Raw genomic sequence first — 14,634 nt, 5'->3', positions numbered from 1 at the left:
ATGGGCAAGGCCAAAGCTCCGCGCAGGCTTGCTGATAACGAGGCGCGTGCCGTTCTGCGCACGATCCGTATCAGCCCGCAGAAGCTGAACCTGGTTGCCGCGCTGATCCGCGGCAAGAAGGTCGCGACCGCGCTTTCCGACCTCGAATTCTCGGCCAAGCGGATTTCCGGCACGGTCAAGAAGACGCTGGAATCGGCGATCGCCAACGCGGAAAACAATCACGACCTCGATGTCGACGCGCTGATCGTGGCGGAAGCCTATGTCGGCAAGTCGATCGTCATGAAGCGCTTTCACGCTCGTGGCCGCGGTCGCGCCAGCCGTATCGAGAAGCCGTTCTCGCACCTCACGATCGTCGTTCGTGAAGTCGAGGAAAAAGGGGAGGCCGCATAATGGGCCAGAAAGTCAATCCGATCGGGCTGCGTCTCGGCATCAACCGCACCTGGGATTCGCGCTGGTTCGCGAACACCGGCGAGTACGGCCAGCTGCTGCACGAGGACCTCAAGATCCGCAAGTATCTTGAGAAGGAACTCAAGCAGGCCGCGATCTCCAAGGTCGTGATCGAGCGTCCGCACAAGAAGTGCCGCGTCACCATCCACGCGGCGCGTCCGGGTCTCATCATCGGCAAGAAGGGCGCCGACATCGAGAAGCTTCGCAAGAAGCTGACCGAGATGACGAAGTCCGAAACGCACCTCAACATTGTCGAAGTGCGCAAGCCGGAGATCGACGCCACGCTGGTCGCCCAGTCGATCGCGCAGCAGCTCGAGCGCCGCATCGCGTTCCGCCGCGCCATGAAGCGCGCCGTTCAGTCGGCCATGCGTCTCGGCGCCGAAGGCATCCGCATCAACTGTGCCGGCCGTCTCGGCGGCGCCGAGATCGCGCGCATGGAGTGGTACCGCGAGGGCCGCGTGCCGCTGCATACACTGCGCGCCGATGTCGACTACGGCACGGCCGAGGCGAACACGGCTTATGGCATCTGCGGCGTCAAGGTGTGGGTGTTCAAGGGCGAGATCCTCGAGCACGACCCGATGGCTTCGGAGCGTCGCGCCACCGAAGGTGATGCCGCGCATGGCGGCGGTGGTGGTGAGCGTGAACGCGGCCGTCGTCGCGAGAACGCCTGAGACATTTGAGAATTTGGAGTTAGAACGATGCTGCAGCCAAAGCGCACAAAGTTCCGTAAGCAGTTCAAGGGCCGCATCCACGGTACCGCCAAGGGCGGCACCAACCTGGATTTCGGCGGTTTCGGGCTGAAGGCGCTTGAGCCGAACCGCGTCACCGCGCGCGAGATCGAGGCGGCCCGCCGCGCGATCACCCGCGAGATGAAGCGCGCCGGCCGCGTCTGGATCCGGGTGTTCCCGGACCTGCCGGTCACCTCGAAGCCGACCGAAGTCCGCATGGGTAAGGGCAAGGGCGCCGTCGACTACTGGGCGGCGCGCGTCAAGCCCGGCCGCATCATGTTCGAGATCGATGGCGTCAGCGAGGAGACGGCGCGTGAAGCGCTGCGTCTCGGCGCCGCCAAGCTCTCGGTCAAGACGCGCTTCGTACAGCGCATCGCAGAATAAGGACGGGCTGAATCATGAAAGCCGAAGACATCCGGACCAAGACCCAGGACCAGCTGACCGACGACCTGGCCAATCTGAAGAAGGAGCAGTTCAACCTGCGCTTCCAGAAGGCCACCGGCCAGCTCGAGAAGACCGCGCGCGTAAAGCAGGTCCGCAGGGACATCGCGCGCATCAAGACCATCGCCGCGCAAAAAGCCGCGGCCAAGAAGGGTTAAGACCATGCCAAAGCGCATTCTGCAGGGCACCGTCGTCAGCGACAAGAACGAGAAGACGGTCGTCGTCAAGGTCGAACGGCGCTTCACGCATCCCGTGATGAAGAAGACCGTGCGCATGACCAAGAAGTACAAGGCGCACGACGAGAACAACGCCCACAAGGTCGGCGACCAGGTGTTCATCCAGGAATCGAAGCCGATTTCCAAGGACAAGCGCTGGATCGTCGTCACTTCGGATCAGGCGTAAACAAACGAATTTTGGACAGACCGGGGAGGGGCTTTGCGCCTGTCCCGTTAGAAAAGAAGAAGGCGGCCAGTCATGATTCAGATGCAAACAAACCTCGACGTCGCGGACAATTCCGGCGCCCGTCGTGTCATGTGCATCAAGGTGCTGGGCGGCTCGAAGCGGAAGTATGCCTCCGTCGGCGACATCATCGTGGTGTCGATCAAGGAAGCCATTCCGCGCGGCCGCGTTAAGAAGGGCGATGTGATGAAGGCGGTCGTGGTTCGCACGGCCAAGGACATCCGCCGCCCGGACGGCAGCGTGATCCGTTTCGACAAGAACGCGGCCGTTCTCGTCGACAACAAGAAAGAGCCGATCGGCACCCGTATCTTCGGACCGGTTCCGCGCGAGCTTCGCGCCAAGAACCACATGAAGATCATCTCGCTCGCGCCTGAAGTGCTGTAAGGAGCCGGACCAATGCAAAAGATCAAAAAAGGCGACAAGGTCGTCGTGCTTGCCGGCAAGGACAAGGGCCGTTCGGGCGAAGTCCTGTCGGTGCAGCCGAAGGAAGACACCGCGCTCGTCCGCGGCGTGAACCTCATTCGCCGTCACCAGAAGCAGACCCAGGCCCAAGAGGGCGGGATCATCACCAAGGAAGCGCCGATCCACCTGTCGAACATCGCGCTGGCCGACCCCAAGGACGGCAAGCCGACCCGCGTCGGCTTCACCATCCAGAAGGATGGCAAGAAGGTGCGCGTCGCCAAGCGTTCGGGAGAAGTCATCAATGGCTAAGGCTGAAACCAAGCAGGCAACTGCCAAGAACGAGCCCCGCCTCAAGAAGGTCTACAACGAGACCATCCGCAAGGCGATGCAGGAGCAGTTCGGTTACGACAACGACATGCAGGTTCCGCGCATCGACAAGATCGTGCTGAACATGGGTGTCGGTGAGGCAACCGCAGACTCCAAGAAGCCCTCGGTCGCGGCCGAGGATCTCGCGATGATCGCCGGCCAGAAGGCCGTCGTCACCCGTGCCCGCAACTCGATTGCCGGGTTCAAGGTGCGCGAGAATATGCCGATCGGCGCCAAGGTCACGTTGCGCAAGGAACGCATGTACGAGTTCCTTGACCGCCTCGTGAACATCGCGCTGCCGCGCGTTCGCGACTTCCGCGGGCTGAACCCGAAGAGCTTTGACGGCCGTGGCAACTATGCCATGGGCATCAAGGAACACATCGTGTTCCCGGAGATCAACTACGACAAGGTTGATCAGGTCTGGGGCATGGACGTCATCGTTTGTACGACGGCGAAGACGGACGACGAGGCGAGAGCTCTGCTCAAGGCCTTCAACTTCCCCTTCCGCCAGTAACGGCAGCGAAAAAGGAAACATCTGAAATGGCAAAGACCAGCTCAGTCGAGAAGAACAACCGGCGCCGCAAGCTCGCCGATCAGTACGCCGCCAAGCGCACGGCGCTCAAGGCCATCATCATGGATCAGTCCCAGCCGATGGAAGAGCGTTTTCGCGCCCAGTTGAAGCTTTCGGCGCTGCCGCGCAACTCGGCCAAGATCCGTATCCGCAACCGCTGCGAAGTCACGGGCCGCCCGCGCGCCTATTATCGCAAGCTCAAAGTTTCGCGTATCGCGCTTCGCGATCTGGGCAATACCGGCCAGATCCCGGGCCTGGTCAAGTCGAGCTGGTAAGGAGACACTGAGATGTCATTGAGCGATCCTCTCGGCGATATGCTGACCCGCATCCGCAACGCCTATGGCCGTAAGAAGTCGAGCGTTTCGACCCCGGCCTCGCGTCTGCGCGCCCGCGTCCTCGAAGTGCTGAAGTCGGAAGGCTACATCCGCGACTACAGCCAGACCGATTTTGAAAACGGCAAGTCCGAAATCGAGATCGAGCTGAAGTATTTCGACGGCGCTCCGGTCGTGCGCGAAATTGCGCGCGTCTCGAAGCCTGGCCGCCGCGTCTATGTCTCGGCCAAGTCGATCCCGCACGTCGCCAACGGTCTCGGCATCGCCATTCTTTCGACGCCGAAGGGCGTCATGGCCGACCATGAGGCGCGCGAGCAGAATGTCGGCGGCGAGATCCTCTGCCAGATCTTCTGATCGGGCATGAGATTGAATGAATGGGCTTCGGTTCTTGGGACCGCGCCCGGGAACTGGAATTGAAACAAAAGAAGTGACGAGGACAACAAAATGTCTCGTATCGGAAAGAAACCCGTTTCGCTGCCGCAGGGTGTGACCGCGACCGTCAACGGCCAGACCGTGACGGCGAAGGGCCCCAAGGGTGAGCTGAAATTCGTGGTCAACGACGAAGTGCTGGTCAAGATGGAGGGCAGCGAGATTGCTGTCCAGCCGCGCGACCAGACCAAGGCGGCCCGCTCCAAGTGGGGCATGTCGCGCACGCAGATCGTCAACATCCTGCAGGGCGTGAAGGACGGCTTCGAGAAGAAGCTCGAGATCACCGGCGTCGGATATCGTGCGGCGCTGCAGGGCAAGAACCTGCAGCTCGCGCTCGGCTTCAGCCACGACGTGGTCTATGAGACGCCCCAGGGCATCACGATCACGGTGCCGAAGCCGACCGAAATCACGATCACCGGCATCGATAAGCAGCAGGTCGGCCAGGTCGCCGCCGAGATCCGCGAATATCGCGGTCCGGAGCCCTACAAGGGCAAGGGCGTGCGCTATGCCGGCGAGAAGATCGTCCGCAAGGAAGGCAAGAAGAAGTAATAGGCTTGGCCCCGAAAAGTTGCAGACTTTTCGGAAAGGGCCAGGCCAGAGAAGTGTAACGCCGCGGGGAGCGGCCGCGGGAGGCCTGGCCTACCGCACAGGGTTGCCCCCGTTTTCTGAAGGCAAGGAACTGACATTATGGCAAGCCCCAAAGAAACCATCCAGCGCCGCGCGCAGCGCGTGCGCCGCCAGCTGAAGAAGGTCGCCGGCGAGCGTCCGCGGCTTTCGGTGCACCGCACCTCGAAGAACATCTACGTTCAGGTCATCGACGATGCCAACGGCCACACGCTGGCCGCCGCCTCGACGCTCGAGAAGGACCTCAAGGGTTCGCTCAAGACCGGCGCTGACACCGCCGCCGCCGCAGCGGTCGGCAAGCTGATCGCCGAGCGCGCCACGAAGGCCGGCGTCAAGGAAGTCGTCTTCGACCGTGGCCCGTACATCTATCATGGCCGCGTCAAGGCGCTGGCCGAGGCTGCCCGCGAGGGTGGACTCAGCTTCTGATTTATCGCCGTCGGCGACCCGAATGAGGCGCCGGCAAACAGCAACCCGTGCTTCCGGAAAAGAACAAGGAACAGGATATGGCACAGGAACGTAGGGACGGCGGCCGCGGCCGCGAGCGTGAAGAGCGCGACGACGGCATGGTGGACAAGCTGGTCCACATCAACCGCGTCGCCAAGGTGGTGAAGGGTGGTCGTCGCTTCGGCTTCGCCGCTCTTGTCGTCGTCGGCGACCAGAAGGGCCGCGTCGGCTTCGGCCACGGCAAGGCGCGCGAAGTGCCGGAAGCGATCCGCAAGGCGACCGAGTCGGCCAAGCGCGACATGATCTTCGTGCCGCTGCGCTCGGGCCGTACGCTGCATCACGACGTCGAGGGCCGTTGGGGCGCTGGACGCGTTCTGCTGCGCGCTGCCAAGCAGGGTACCGGCATCATCGCCGGCGGCCCGATGCGCGCCGTCTTCGAGACGCTCGGCATGCATGACGTGGTCGCCAAGTCGATGGGTTCGTCGAACCCCTACAACATGGTTCGCGCCACCTTCGACGCGCTGAAGAGCCAGATGCATCCCAAGGATGTGGCTGCCGCGCGCGGCATCAAGTACTCGACCCTTCAGGCCCGCCGCGGCACCGCCGTTGCGGCTGAAGAATAGTCGACGCTGACCAGGGATTTCGACCATGGCCAAGAAAGCTACCAAGACCATCACCGTCGAGCAGATCGGCTCTCCGATCCGCCGGCCGAAAGAGCAGCGCGCGACGCTGGTCGGCCTCGGCCTGAACAAGATGCACAAGCGGCGCACGCTGGAAGATACCCCTTCCGTGCGTGGCATGATCGCTGCCGTCCAGCACCTCGTCCGCGTCGTGGACGAGGCCTGAACGGAAGCGCAGGAGAAGCAACATGAAACTCAACGATCTGCGTGACAAGGACGGCGCCACGCACTCCAAGAAGCGCCTCGGCCGCGGCATCGGCTCCGGCTCCGGCAAGACCGCCGGTCGCGGCGTCAAGGGCCAGAAGGCACGCTCGGGCGTTGCCATCAACGGCTTCGAGGGTGGCCAGATGCCGCTCTACCGGCGCCTGCCGAAGCGTGGCTTCAACAACATCTTCGCCAAGAGCTTCAACGTCGTGTCGCTGGCCAGGATCCAGGCGGCCATCGACGCCAAGAAGCTCGACGCCAAGGAGACAGTGACTGTCGAGGCGCTCATCGCTGCCGGCGTCATCCGCCGCGCCAAGGACGGCGTGCGCGTGCTGTCCGACGGCGAGCTCAAGGCCAAGCTCTCCTTCGACGTCGCCGGCGCCTCCAAGGCCGCGATCGAGAAGATCGAGAAGGCCGGCGGTTCGGTGAAGCTGCCGGAAGCGGCCGCCGCCGAGTAACGGCGATTTGAAGCGCGGCTGGCGGGAATGACTTCGCATTTTCCGTCGGAGCGCGCTTTGATCAGTTGAATTGGGCGGCCGCGTCGACGCGGCCGCTTGCATGTTCACGGTCCGGAGCTTATCTCGTGAGCTTCGGTGACACGCGCCGCCTGAGCTGCGGGCATCGAGCGTGATCTAGCGGAGAATCAGGCATGGCTTCGGCTGCTGAACAACTAGCCTCCAATCTGAATTTCGCGGCCTTCGCCAAGGCCGAGGATCTCAAGAAGCGCATCTGGTTCACCATCGGCGCGCTGCTTGTCTATCGCCTCGGCACCTATATCCCGCTTCCCGGCATCAACCCCGACGCTTTCGCCCAGGCCTTCTCCTCGCAGAGCAAGGGCGTACTCGGCATGTTCAACATGTTTGCCGGCGGCGCGGTGCAGCGCATGGCGATCTTTGCGCTGGGCATCATGCCCTACATCTCCGCCTCCATCATCATGCAGCTGATGACGTCGGTCATCCCGTCGCTGGAAGCGCTGAAGAAGGAAGGCGAGCAGGGCCGCAAGATCATCAATCAGTACACGCGCTACGGCACCGTGCTTCTGGCGCTGATCCAGGCCTACGGCATTTCGGTCGGCCTCGAAGGCGGCAACGGCATCGTCAACGATCCCGGCATGTTCTTCCGCATCTCGACCGTCGTCACGCTGGTCGGCGGCACCATGTTCCTGATGTGGCTCGGCGAGCAGATCACCGCGCGCGGCATCGGCAACGGCATTTCGCTGATCATCTTCTCCGGCATCGTCGCCGGCCTGCCGCGGGCGATCTCCGGAACGCTGGAGCTTGGCCGCACCGGCGCGCTGTCGACAGGCCTGATCCTGGCGATCATCGTGCTGGCGATCATCGTCATCGCGCTGATCGTTTTCTTCGAGCGCGCCCAGCGCCGCCTGCTCATCCAGTATCCGAAGCGCCAGGTCGGCAACCGCATGTTCCAGGGCGACACCTCGCACCTGCCGCTGAAGCTCAACACCTCGGGCGTCATCCCGCCGATCTTCGCGTCCTCGCTGCTGCTGCTGCCGGCGACGGTAGCGGGCTTCTCGCAGTCGACCAACCTGCCGGCCTGGGCAAGCACCATCCTGGCCTCGCTCGGCCACGGCCAGCCGCTCTACATGATCTTTTATGCAGGCATGATCGTCTTCTTCGCCTTCTTCTACACGGCGATCGTCTTCAACCCGAAGGACACGGCCGACCAGCTCAAGAAGCACTCCGGCTTCATCCCGGGCTATCGTCCGGGCGAGCGCACCGCCGACTATATCGACTATGTTCTGACGCGTATCACCGTCATCGGCGCCATCTACCTGGTGCTGGTCTGCCTGCTGCCGGAGTTCCTGATTTCGGCGACTGGCGTACCTTTCTACCTCGGTGGCACATCGCTTCTGATCGTGGTCAGTGTCACGCTCGACACGGTGGCGCAGATTCAGGGTCACCTGATCGCGCACCAGTATGAGGGCCTGATCAAGAAGTCGAAGTTGCGCGGGGGGAAGAGGAGCAGATGAGGCTGATATTGCTTGGGCCGCCAGGAGCGGGCAAGGGGACGCAAGCACAAAGACTGGTAGAAAAACATGGCATACCCCAGCTCTCGACGGGTGACATGCTGCGTGCCGCCGTCCAGGCCGGGACCGAGGTCGGCAAGCGCGCCAAGGCGGTGATGGATGCCGGTGAGCTGGTCTCGGATGCGATCGTCAACGCCATCGTCGCCGAACGCATCGATCAGCCGGATTGCGCCAGGGGTTTCATTCTCGACGGCTATCCGCGCACGCTGGTCCAGGCCGACGCGGTCGAAGCCATGCTCGCCGAGCGTGGCATCGCGCTCGACACCGTCATCGAGCTCGTCGTCGACGACAAGGCTCTGGTCGGGCGAATCGTCAAGCGCGCCGATGATGCCAAGGCCGCCGGCCAGCCGGTGCGCAAGGACGACAACCCGGCGGTGTTCGAAGGACGCCTGCGCGAATACTACAAGAAGACGGCGCCGCTGATTGGCTACTACTACGCCAAAGGCAAGCTCAAGACGGTCGATGGCATGGCGAGTATTGATGCCGTGACCGTCGAGATCGGCAAGGTGCTCGCGGCTGCGGTGAAGTAAGCCGGGCCGGCAATTAAAGATTGCGCTTGACTGGACTGGGCCGTTGGGGTATGGCGGCCCGTCTTCCTATCAGGCATGGACTTTGCTTGCCCTTGCGGGCAAAGCGGTCGCTTTGAACCAGGAAACCCTCGCAAGGGCCGGCCTCCACCGGACGCGGGGCAACTTCGATAGCGCCGGCATATCCGGCCCATATGGAGAAAGAGAAGAAAATGGCTCGTATAGCCGGCGTCAACATTCCGACCAACAAGCGCGTCGTCATTGCACTTCAGTACATTCACGGCATCGGCAAGAAGTTTGCCCAGGAGATCGTCGACAAGGTCGGCATCCCGGCGGACCGCCGCGTCAACCAGCTGACCGACGCGGAAGTGCTGCAGATCCGCGAGACGATCGACCGCGACTACCAGGTCGAGGGCGACCTGCGCCGCGAAGTCTCGATGAACATCAAGCGGCTCATGGACCTCGGCTGCTACCGCGGCCTGCGTCACCGCCGCTCGCTGCCGGTCCGCGGCCAGCGCACGCATACCAATGCGCGCACCCGCAAGGGCCCGGCCAAGGCGATCGCCGGCAAGAAGAAGTAATTTGGGGGAATAAGGGAGTAGGGGAGTAAGGCAGTAGGGAAAACCCGTAATCGGGTCGCACTTTCCCTACTCCCTTGCTGCCCTATTCCCCTGCTCCCTTACGAAGGGTGGAGCCGCTGGCATTACGGCGGTGTAGAGATCAACTGAAAGGACTATTATGGCCAAGGAAGCCGCTCGTGTTCGCCGTCGCGAACGCAAGAACATCTCGTCGGGCGTTGCCCACGTCAATTCGACCTTCAACAACACCATGATCACCATCACCGACGCGCAGGGCAATTCGATTGCCTGGTCGTCGGCCGGTGCGCAGGGCTTCAAGGGTTCGCGCAAGTCGACCCCGTTCGCTGCCCAGATGGCCGCCGAAGACGTTGCCAAGAAGGCGCAGGAACACGGCATGCGCATGCTCGAGGTCGAGGTCTGCGGACCCGGCTCCGGTCGTGAATCGGCGCTGCGCGCGCTGCAGGCCGCCGGCTTCACCATCACCTCGATCCGTGACGTGACGCCGATCCCGCACAATGGCTGCCGTCCGCGCAAGAAGCGTCGCGTCTAATTTTTAGAGCGCCGCGCGAACGCCAGGGCGTTCCTCCGCGGTTTTCCGTGTCGCTCGCCACGATTGGATGGTGGCGGGGCAAAGGAAGGAAACATTATGATCCAGAAAAATTGGCAAGAACTGATCAAGCCGAACAAGATCGAGTTCTCGTCGAAGAAGAAGACGCTGACCACGCTGGTGGCCGAGCCGCTCGAACGCGGCTTTGGCCTGACGCTGGGCAACGCGCTACGGCGCGTGCTTCTGTCTTCGCTGCGCGGCGCGGCTGTGACCGCCGTGCAGATCGACGGCGTGCTGCATGAATTCTCGTCCATCGCCGGCGTGCGCGAGGACGTGACCGACATCGTGCTAAACATCAAGGAAATCGCCATCCGCATGGAAGGCGATGGTCCCAAGCGCATGGTCGTGCGCAAGCAGGGCCCGGGCGCCGTGCTCGCTGGCGACATCCAGACCGTCGGCGACGTCGAGATCCTCAACCCCGACCACGTCATCTGCACGCTGGACGAGGGCGCCGAGATCCGCATGGAGTTCACCGTCGATACCGGCAAGGGCTATGTGCCGGCCGAGCGCAACCGCGCCGAGGACGCGCCGATCGGCCTGATCCCGGTCGATAGCCTCTACTCGCCGGTCAAGAAGGTCTCCTACAAGGTCGAGAACACCCGCGAGGGCCAGGTTCTCGACTACGACAAGCTGACCATGACCATCGAGACCAACGGCTCGATCTCGGGCGAGGACGCGGTGGCTTTTGCCGCCCGCATCCTGCAGGACCAGCTCGGCCTGTTCGTCAACTTCGACGAGCCGCAGAAGGAAGTCGCCACTGAGGCCGTCACCGAGCTCGCCTTCAACCCGGCGCTGCTCAAGAAGGTCGACGAGCTCGAGCTTTCTGTGCGTTCGGCCAACTGCCTCAAGAACGACAACATCGTCTATATCGGCGACCTGATCCAGAAGACCGAAGCCGAGATGCTGCGCACCCCGAACTTCGGCCGCAAGTCGCTGAACGAGATCAAGGAAGTGCTGGCGGCCATGGGCCTCCATCTCGGCATGGAAGTGCCGGACTGGCCGCCGGAAAACATCGAAGACCTCGCTAAGCGTTACGAAGACCAATATTGAGCATGAATTCCAAGGATCGGCGGCGCGAGCCGCTCGATCCGACGGTCATGCGGAAAACCATCAGAGGCGTGGCCTCTTGAACAACTGAAGAAGGAGAAGAGCCATGCGCCATGGTTTTAAGGGCCGCCGGTTCGCCCGCAGCATCAGCCATCGCAAGTCGATGTTCGCCAATCTCGCCGTCTCGCTGATCGAGCACGAGCAGATCGTCACCACCCTGCCGAAGGCGAAGGACCTGCGTCCGATCGTCGAGAAGCTGGTGACGCTCGGTAAGCGCGGCGACCTGCACGCCCGCCGCCAGGTGATCGCGCAGATCGGCAACGAAGGCGTCGTCAAGCGCCTGTTCGAGACCATTGCTCCGCGCTACGCCACCCGCAATGGCGGCTACCTGCGCATCATGAAGGCGGGCTTCCGCCATGGCGACAACGCCGCGATGGCCGTGATCGAGTTCGTCGACCGCGACACCTCGGCCAAAGGCGCCGGCGATCGCGCCCGCCTCGAAGCAGAAGGCGCCAATGAGGAAGCCGCGGCCGCCTAGGCCAAGCGTTTTCGTCAATGACTTCAAGGGGCCTACGGGCCCCTTTTGCGTTTATCGGAATAGGCGAGCAGCGGGCCGTTTTCGTCCTTGCGTGCATGCTTTTGCGCGACAAGTGTCGCATTTGTGTGCATTAGCCTTTCATTCTGCACAATCGTCGGGACAATGGCGCCCGATCTGGAAGGATTCGAAAAATGCACCTCAAACGACTGTTTCTTGTTGCGGTTTGCGCGCTGGCCGTCTTCGCCGCGGCACCGGCCGCAAGACAGGCGCTGGCAGAGGACGCCGCCAAGCCGGCCGATCCGGGCCTCTCCGATGTGCTGACCGATCTGCTGCATGGTGTGGAAGGCGAGAACGGCACGTCCGGCCCCGACAAGCGCGTGCCGTTCGGCCGCGAGGAGGTACAGCTCTCGTTTGCGCCGCTGGTCAAGCAGACGGCGCCGGCAGTCGTCAACGTCTATGCCTCGCAGACGGCAAAGGTGACTTCGCCCTTCGAAGGCGACCCGTTCTTCGAGGAATTCTTCGGCCGTGCCCAGCCCCGCGCGCAGTCTTCGCTGGGCTCGGGCGTGCTGGTCGATCCGAGCGGCGTGATCGTCACCAACTTCCACGTCATCAAGGACGCCGACGAGGTGAAGGTCGCGACCGCGGACGGACGTGAGTTCACCTCCAAAGTCATGCTCAAGGACGAGACGCTCGATCTGGCGGTGCTCAAGATTTCTGCCGACAAGCCGTTTCCGGTGATCGCGATCGGCGATTCAGACGCGCTCGAAGTCGGCGACCTTGTGCTGGCGATCGGCAATCCGTTCGGCGTCGGCCAGACCACCACCAGCGGCATTGTCTCGGCGCTCGCCCGCAGCCATATCGGCGTTTCGGATTCGGGCTATTTCGTCCAGACCGACGCTGCCATCAATCCCGGCAATTCCGGCGGCGCGCTGATCAACATGGGCGGCCAGCTGGTCGGCATCAATACGGCCATCTACAGCCGCAGCGGCGGCTCGATCGGCATCGGCTTCGCCATTCCCTCGAACATGGTGCGCGCCTTTGCCGACGCCGCCAAGGCCGGGCTCGATTTCTTCGAGCGGCCCTATATCGGTGCGGAATTCGAACTGGTGACGCCGCAGATCGCTGAATCGCTCGGCATGGAGAGGCCGACCGGCGCATTGGTGTCGGCCGTCGACGCCGCGGGACCTGCCGGCAAGGCTGGGCTGAAGGCCGGTGACGTCATCCTGTCGCTCAACAACACGCCCGTCGAAAGCATCGAAGCGCTCGACTATCGCATGGCGACGCTGTCGATCGGCACCAAGGCGACCTTCGCCGTGCTGAGCAAGGGTCAGCAGGCGACGCTGGAAATCCCGCTGGAGCGCGCGCCGGAAGGCGCCAAGCCCAGCGAGGTGATTTTGCGTGGCCGCAGCCCCTTTTCCGGCGCCAAGGTCGCGGAACTGTCGCCCAGGCTTGCCCAGCGGCTTGGCCTGCGCACCGATCTCAAGGGCGTCACGGTCGTCGACATCAACCGCGATTCGCCGGCCGCCGATTTCGGCTTCCAGTCCGGCGATATCGTGCGTGAGGTGAACGGGACCACCATCGACACCGCGGCAACGCTGGCACAGGTTGCCCAGCAGGACACGCGCTGGTGGCGCTTTACCGTCGAGCGCGGCGGGCAGATACTGCGCCAGGTACTGCGATATTGAGGCGATCCGAGCGATCGTCCTCCAGGTTCGAAGACGTGCATGGCCGATCTGTTCAGTTCCGATGAACCGGAGAAGGCGCCGCCCGGGCGGCCGCTGGCCGATCGCCTGCGCCCGAAGAACCTCGGCGAGGTCGTGGGGCAGGAGCATCTGACCGGCCCCGATGGCGCGCTGACCAGGCTGATCGATTCCGGCTCGCTCGGCTCGATGATCTTCTGGGGACCGCCCGGCACCGGTAAGACGACGGTGGCACGGCTCTTGGCCGGCGAGACCGATCTCGCCTTCGAGCAGATTTCGGCGGTATTTTCAGGCGTCGCGGATCTCAAGAAAGTCTTCGAGGCCGCCAAGCTGAGACGCACCAACGGCCGCCAGACGCTGCTCTTCGTGGACGAGATCCACCGCTTCAACCGCGCCCAGCAGGACGGCTTTCTCCCCGTCATGGAAGACGGCACGGTGGTGCTGGTCGGCGCCACGACGGAGAACCCGTCCTTCGAGCTGAACGCCGCGCTTCTGTCCCGCGCGCGCGTGCTGGTGTTTCGATCGCTGGGCGAAGAAAGCATCGCCAAGCTTCTGGCGCGTGCCGAAGAAACCGAGGGCAGGGCGCTCCCGCTCGATGAAGAAGCGCGCGCCATGCTCATCCGCATGGCGGATGGCGACGGCCGCGCCGCGCTGACACTGGCCGAGGAAGTCTGGCGCGCCGCCAAAAAGGGCGAGGTGTTCGGCCCGGAAGGCCTGCAGCGCGTCATCCAGCGCCGCGCGCCGATCTACGATAAGGGCCAGGACGGCCACTACAATCTGATCTCGGCGCTGCATAAATCGGTGCGTGGCTCCGATCCGGATGCCGCTCTTTACTACCTCGCCCGCATGTTCGATGCCGGCGAGGATCCGCTCTATCTGGGCCGCCGGCTGGTCCGCATGGCGGTCGAGGATATCGGGCTCGCCGATCCTCAGGCGCTTGTCATCGCCAACGCGGCCAAGGACGCCTATGACTATCTTGGCTCGCCGGAAGGCGAACTCGCCTTCGCCCAGGCTGCCGTCTACCTCGCCACCGCGCCCAAATCGAACGCTGTCTACACTGCCTTCAAGGCGGCGACCGCGGCCGCCAAGGAATTCGGCTCGCTGCTGCCGCCTAAACAGATCCTCAATGCGCCGACCAAGCTGATGAAGCAGGAGGATTACGGCGCCGGCTATCGCTACGACCATGACGAGCCGGACGCGTTCTCCGGCCAGGACTATTTTCCCGAAAAGATGGGCCGGCACACTTTCTACGATCCGCCGGAGCGCGGTTTCGAGCGCGATATCCGCAAGCGGCTGGAATACTGGGCAAAGCTGCGCGGCGAACGCAACAGCTAGTCGCCCCGGCGGTCCGCATGCTTCCCGCCCGCGGTGCAATGGCAATAAGTGGAGGTCTTCACTCCAAATATTTATGCTCGCCGACCGTCCGTACCATTCCACGGCATTGTGCCAGGAAACAAAAAATC

23 protein-coding genes are annotated in these 14,634 nt (G+C 63.2%); all 23 read left to right on the top strand.

All coding sequences use genetic code 11. The annotated features are described in order from the left end of the window. The 23 genes from rplV to YU3_RS0134165 all read left to right on the top strand — a co-directional run bounded on the left by rplV (position 1) and on the right by YU3_RS0134165 (position 14,506). Complete coding sequence (rplV, locus tag YU3_RS0134280) at positions 1-390, top strand: 50S ribosomal protein L22 (RefSeq protein ID WP_006205462.1); 390 nt, start codon at positions 1-3, stop codon at positions 388-390. Next, positions 390-1,118 (top strand): 30S ribosomal protein S3, encoded by a 729-nt coding sequence (gene rpsC, locus YU3_RS0134275; protein ID WP_027170365.1) that lies wholly within the window; start codon positions 390-392, stop codon positions 1,116-1,118. Before rplV ends, rpsC begins: the two co-directional genes overlap by 1 nt. Before the next feature lie 27 nt (positions 1,119-1,145). Beyond that, on the top strand, positions 1,146-1,559 hold the full coding sequence (rplP, locus tag YU3_RS0134270) for a 50S ribosomal protein L16 (protein ID WP_027170364.1): 414 nt from the start codon (positions 1,146-1,148) through the stop codon (positions 1,557-1,559). Between the two features lie 14 nt (positions 1,560-1,573). Then, positions 1,574-1,774, top strand: coding sequence for a 50S ribosomal protein L29 (gene rpmC / locus YU3_RS0134265; RefSeq protein ID WP_027170363.1), 201 nt, complete (start codon positions 1,574-1,576; stop codon positions 1,772-1,774). A 4-nt stretch (positions 1,775-1,778) separates the two neighbouring features. Next, positions 1,779-2,018, top strand: coding sequence for a 30S ribosomal protein S17 (rpsQ, locus tag YU3_RS0134260; protein WP_027170362.1), 240 nt, complete (start codon positions 1,779-1,781; stop codon positions 2,016-2,018). A gap of 72 nt (positions 2,019-2,090) precedes the next feature. Further along, positions 2,091-2,459: a 50S ribosomal protein L14 gene (gene rplN, locus YU3_RS0134255; protein WP_006205457.1), complete on the top strand. Its 369-nt coding sequence runs from the start codon at positions 2,091-2,093 to the stop codon at positions 2,457-2,459. A gap of 12 nt (positions 2,460-2,471) precedes the next feature. After that, positions 2,472-2,786, top strand: a complete 315-nt coding sequence (gene rplX, locus YU3_RS0134250) for a 50S ribosomal protein L24 (protein WP_027170361.1) — start codon at positions 2,472-2,474, stop codon at positions 2,784-2,786. After that, complete coding sequence (gene rplE / locus YU3_RS0134245; RefSeq protein WP_036260373.1) at positions 2,779-3,357, top strand: 50S ribosomal protein L5; 579 nt, start codon at positions 2,779-2,781, stop codon at positions 3,355-3,357. Before rplX ends, rplE begins: the two co-directional genes overlap by 8 nt. A 26-nt stretch (positions 3,358-3,383) precedes the next feature. Next, positions 3,384-3,689: a 30S ribosomal protein S14 gene (rpsN, locus tag YU3_RS0134240; protein WP_027170359.1), complete on the top strand. Its 306-nt coding sequence runs from the start codon at positions 3,384-3,386 to the stop codon at positions 3,687-3,689. Positions 3,690-3,701: 12 nt separating this feature from the next. Beyond that, positions 3,702-4,100, top strand: a complete 399-nt coding sequence (gene rpsH / locus YU3_RS0134235) for a 30S ribosomal protein S8 (RefSeq protein WP_027170358.1) — start codon at positions 3,702-3,704, stop codon at positions 4,098-4,100. A gap of 90 nt (positions 4,101-4,190) precedes the next feature. After that, positions 4,191-4,724: a 50S ribosomal protein L6 gene (gene rplF / locus YU3_RS0134230; RefSeq protein WP_027170357.1), complete on the top strand. Its 534-nt coding sequence runs from the start codon at positions 4,191-4,193 to the stop codon at positions 4,722-4,724. 138 nt (positions 4,725-4,862) lie between these two features. Beyond that, the gene (rplR, locus tag YU3_RS0134225) at positions 4,863-5,225 is read left to right on the top strand and encodes a 50S ribosomal protein L18 (RefSeq protein WP_027170356.1); all 363 of its coding nucleotides are present in this window, start codon (positions 4,863-4,865) and stop codon (positions 5,223-5,225) included. A gap of 77 nt (positions 5,226-5,302) precedes the next feature. Next, positions 5,303-5,866: a 30S ribosomal protein S5 gene (gene rpsE / locus YU3_RS0134220; protein ID WP_036260404.1), complete on the top strand. Its 564-nt coding sequence runs from the start codon at positions 5,303-5,305 to the stop codon at positions 5,864-5,866. A gap of 25 nt (positions 5,867-5,891) precedes the next feature. Continuing rightward, positions 5,892-6,089, top strand: a complete 198-nt coding sequence (gene rpmD, locus YU3_RS0134215; RefSeq protein WP_027170355.1) for a 50S ribosomal protein L30 — start codon at positions 5,892-5,894, stop codon at positions 6,087-6,089. Positions 6,090-6,111: 22 nt separating this feature from the next. Further along, on the top strand, positions 6,112-6,585 hold the full coding sequence (gene rplO, locus YU3_RS0134210; RefSeq protein WP_027170354.1) for a 50S ribosomal protein L15: 474 nt from the start codon (positions 6,112-6,114) through the stop codon (positions 6,583-6,585). Positions 6,586-6,776: 191 nt separating this feature from the next. Next, complete coding sequence (gene secY, locus YU3_RS0134205) at positions 6,777-8,117, top strand: preprotein translocase subunit SecY (RefSeq protein WP_027170353.1); 1,341 nt, start codon at positions 6,777-6,779, stop codon at positions 8,115-8,117. Next, complete coding sequence (locus YU3_RS0134200) at positions 8,114-8,704, top strand: adenylate kinase (protein ID WP_027170352.1); 591 nt, start codon at positions 8,114-8,116, stop codon at positions 8,702-8,704. Before secY ends, YU3_RS0134200 begins: the two co-directional genes overlap by 4 nt. Before the next feature lie 209 nt (positions 8,705-8,913). Beyond that, positions 8,914-9,282 carry a 30S ribosomal protein S13 gene (rpsM, locus tag YU3_RS0134195; RefSeq protein ID WP_027170351.1) on the top strand — a complete coding sequence of 123 codons (369 nt, stop codon included), beginning with the start codon at positions 8,914-8,916 and terminating at the stop codon, positions 9,280-9,282. 157 nt (positions 9,283-9,439) lie between these two features. Next, positions 9,440-9,829: a 30S ribosomal protein S11 gene (gene rpsK / locus YU3_RS0134190; protein WP_006205444.1), complete on the top strand. Its 390-nt coding sequence runs from the start codon at positions 9,440-9,442 to the stop codon at positions 9,827-9,829. A 96-nt stretch (positions 9,830-9,925) separates the two neighbouring features. Beyond that, a complete protein-coding gene (locus YU3_RS0134185) occupies positions 9,926-10,936 on the top strand; it encodes a DNA-directed RNA polymerase subunit alpha (protein ID WP_027170350.1) in 1,011 nt (336 codons plus the stop codon). A gap of 103 nt (positions 10,937-11,039) precedes the next feature. Beyond that, positions 11,040-11,471, top strand: a complete 432-nt coding sequence (gene rplQ / locus YU3_RS0134180; RefSeq protein ID WP_027170349.1) for a 50S ribosomal protein L17 — start codon at positions 11,040-11,042, stop codon at positions 11,469-11,471. A 191-nt stretch (positions 11,472-11,662) separates the two neighbouring features. Beyond that, complete coding sequence (locus tag YU3_RS0134170) at positions 11,663-13,156, top strand: DegQ family serine endoprotease (protein ID WP_027170348.1); 1,494 nt, start codon at positions 11,663-11,665, stop codon at positions 13,154-13,156. A 39-nt stretch (positions 13,157-13,195) separates the two neighbouring features. Further along, complete coding sequence (locus YU3_RS0134165; RefSeq protein ID WP_027170347.1) at positions 13,196-14,506, top strand: replication-associated recombination protein A; 1,311 nt, start codon at positions 13,196-13,198, stop codon at positions 14,504-14,506. The last annotated feature ends 128 nt before the right edge of the window (positions 14,507-14,634 follow it).

Source organism: Mesorhizobium sp. WSM3224, assembly GCF_000427725.1.
Taxonomy (GTDB): domain Bacteria; phylum Pseudomonadota; class Alphaproteobacteria; order Rhizobiales; family Rhizobiaceae; genus Mesorhizobium.
The sequence above is the reverse complement of the archived record's forward strand: the minus strand, read 5'-3'. Positions and strand labels throughout refer to the sequence as shown.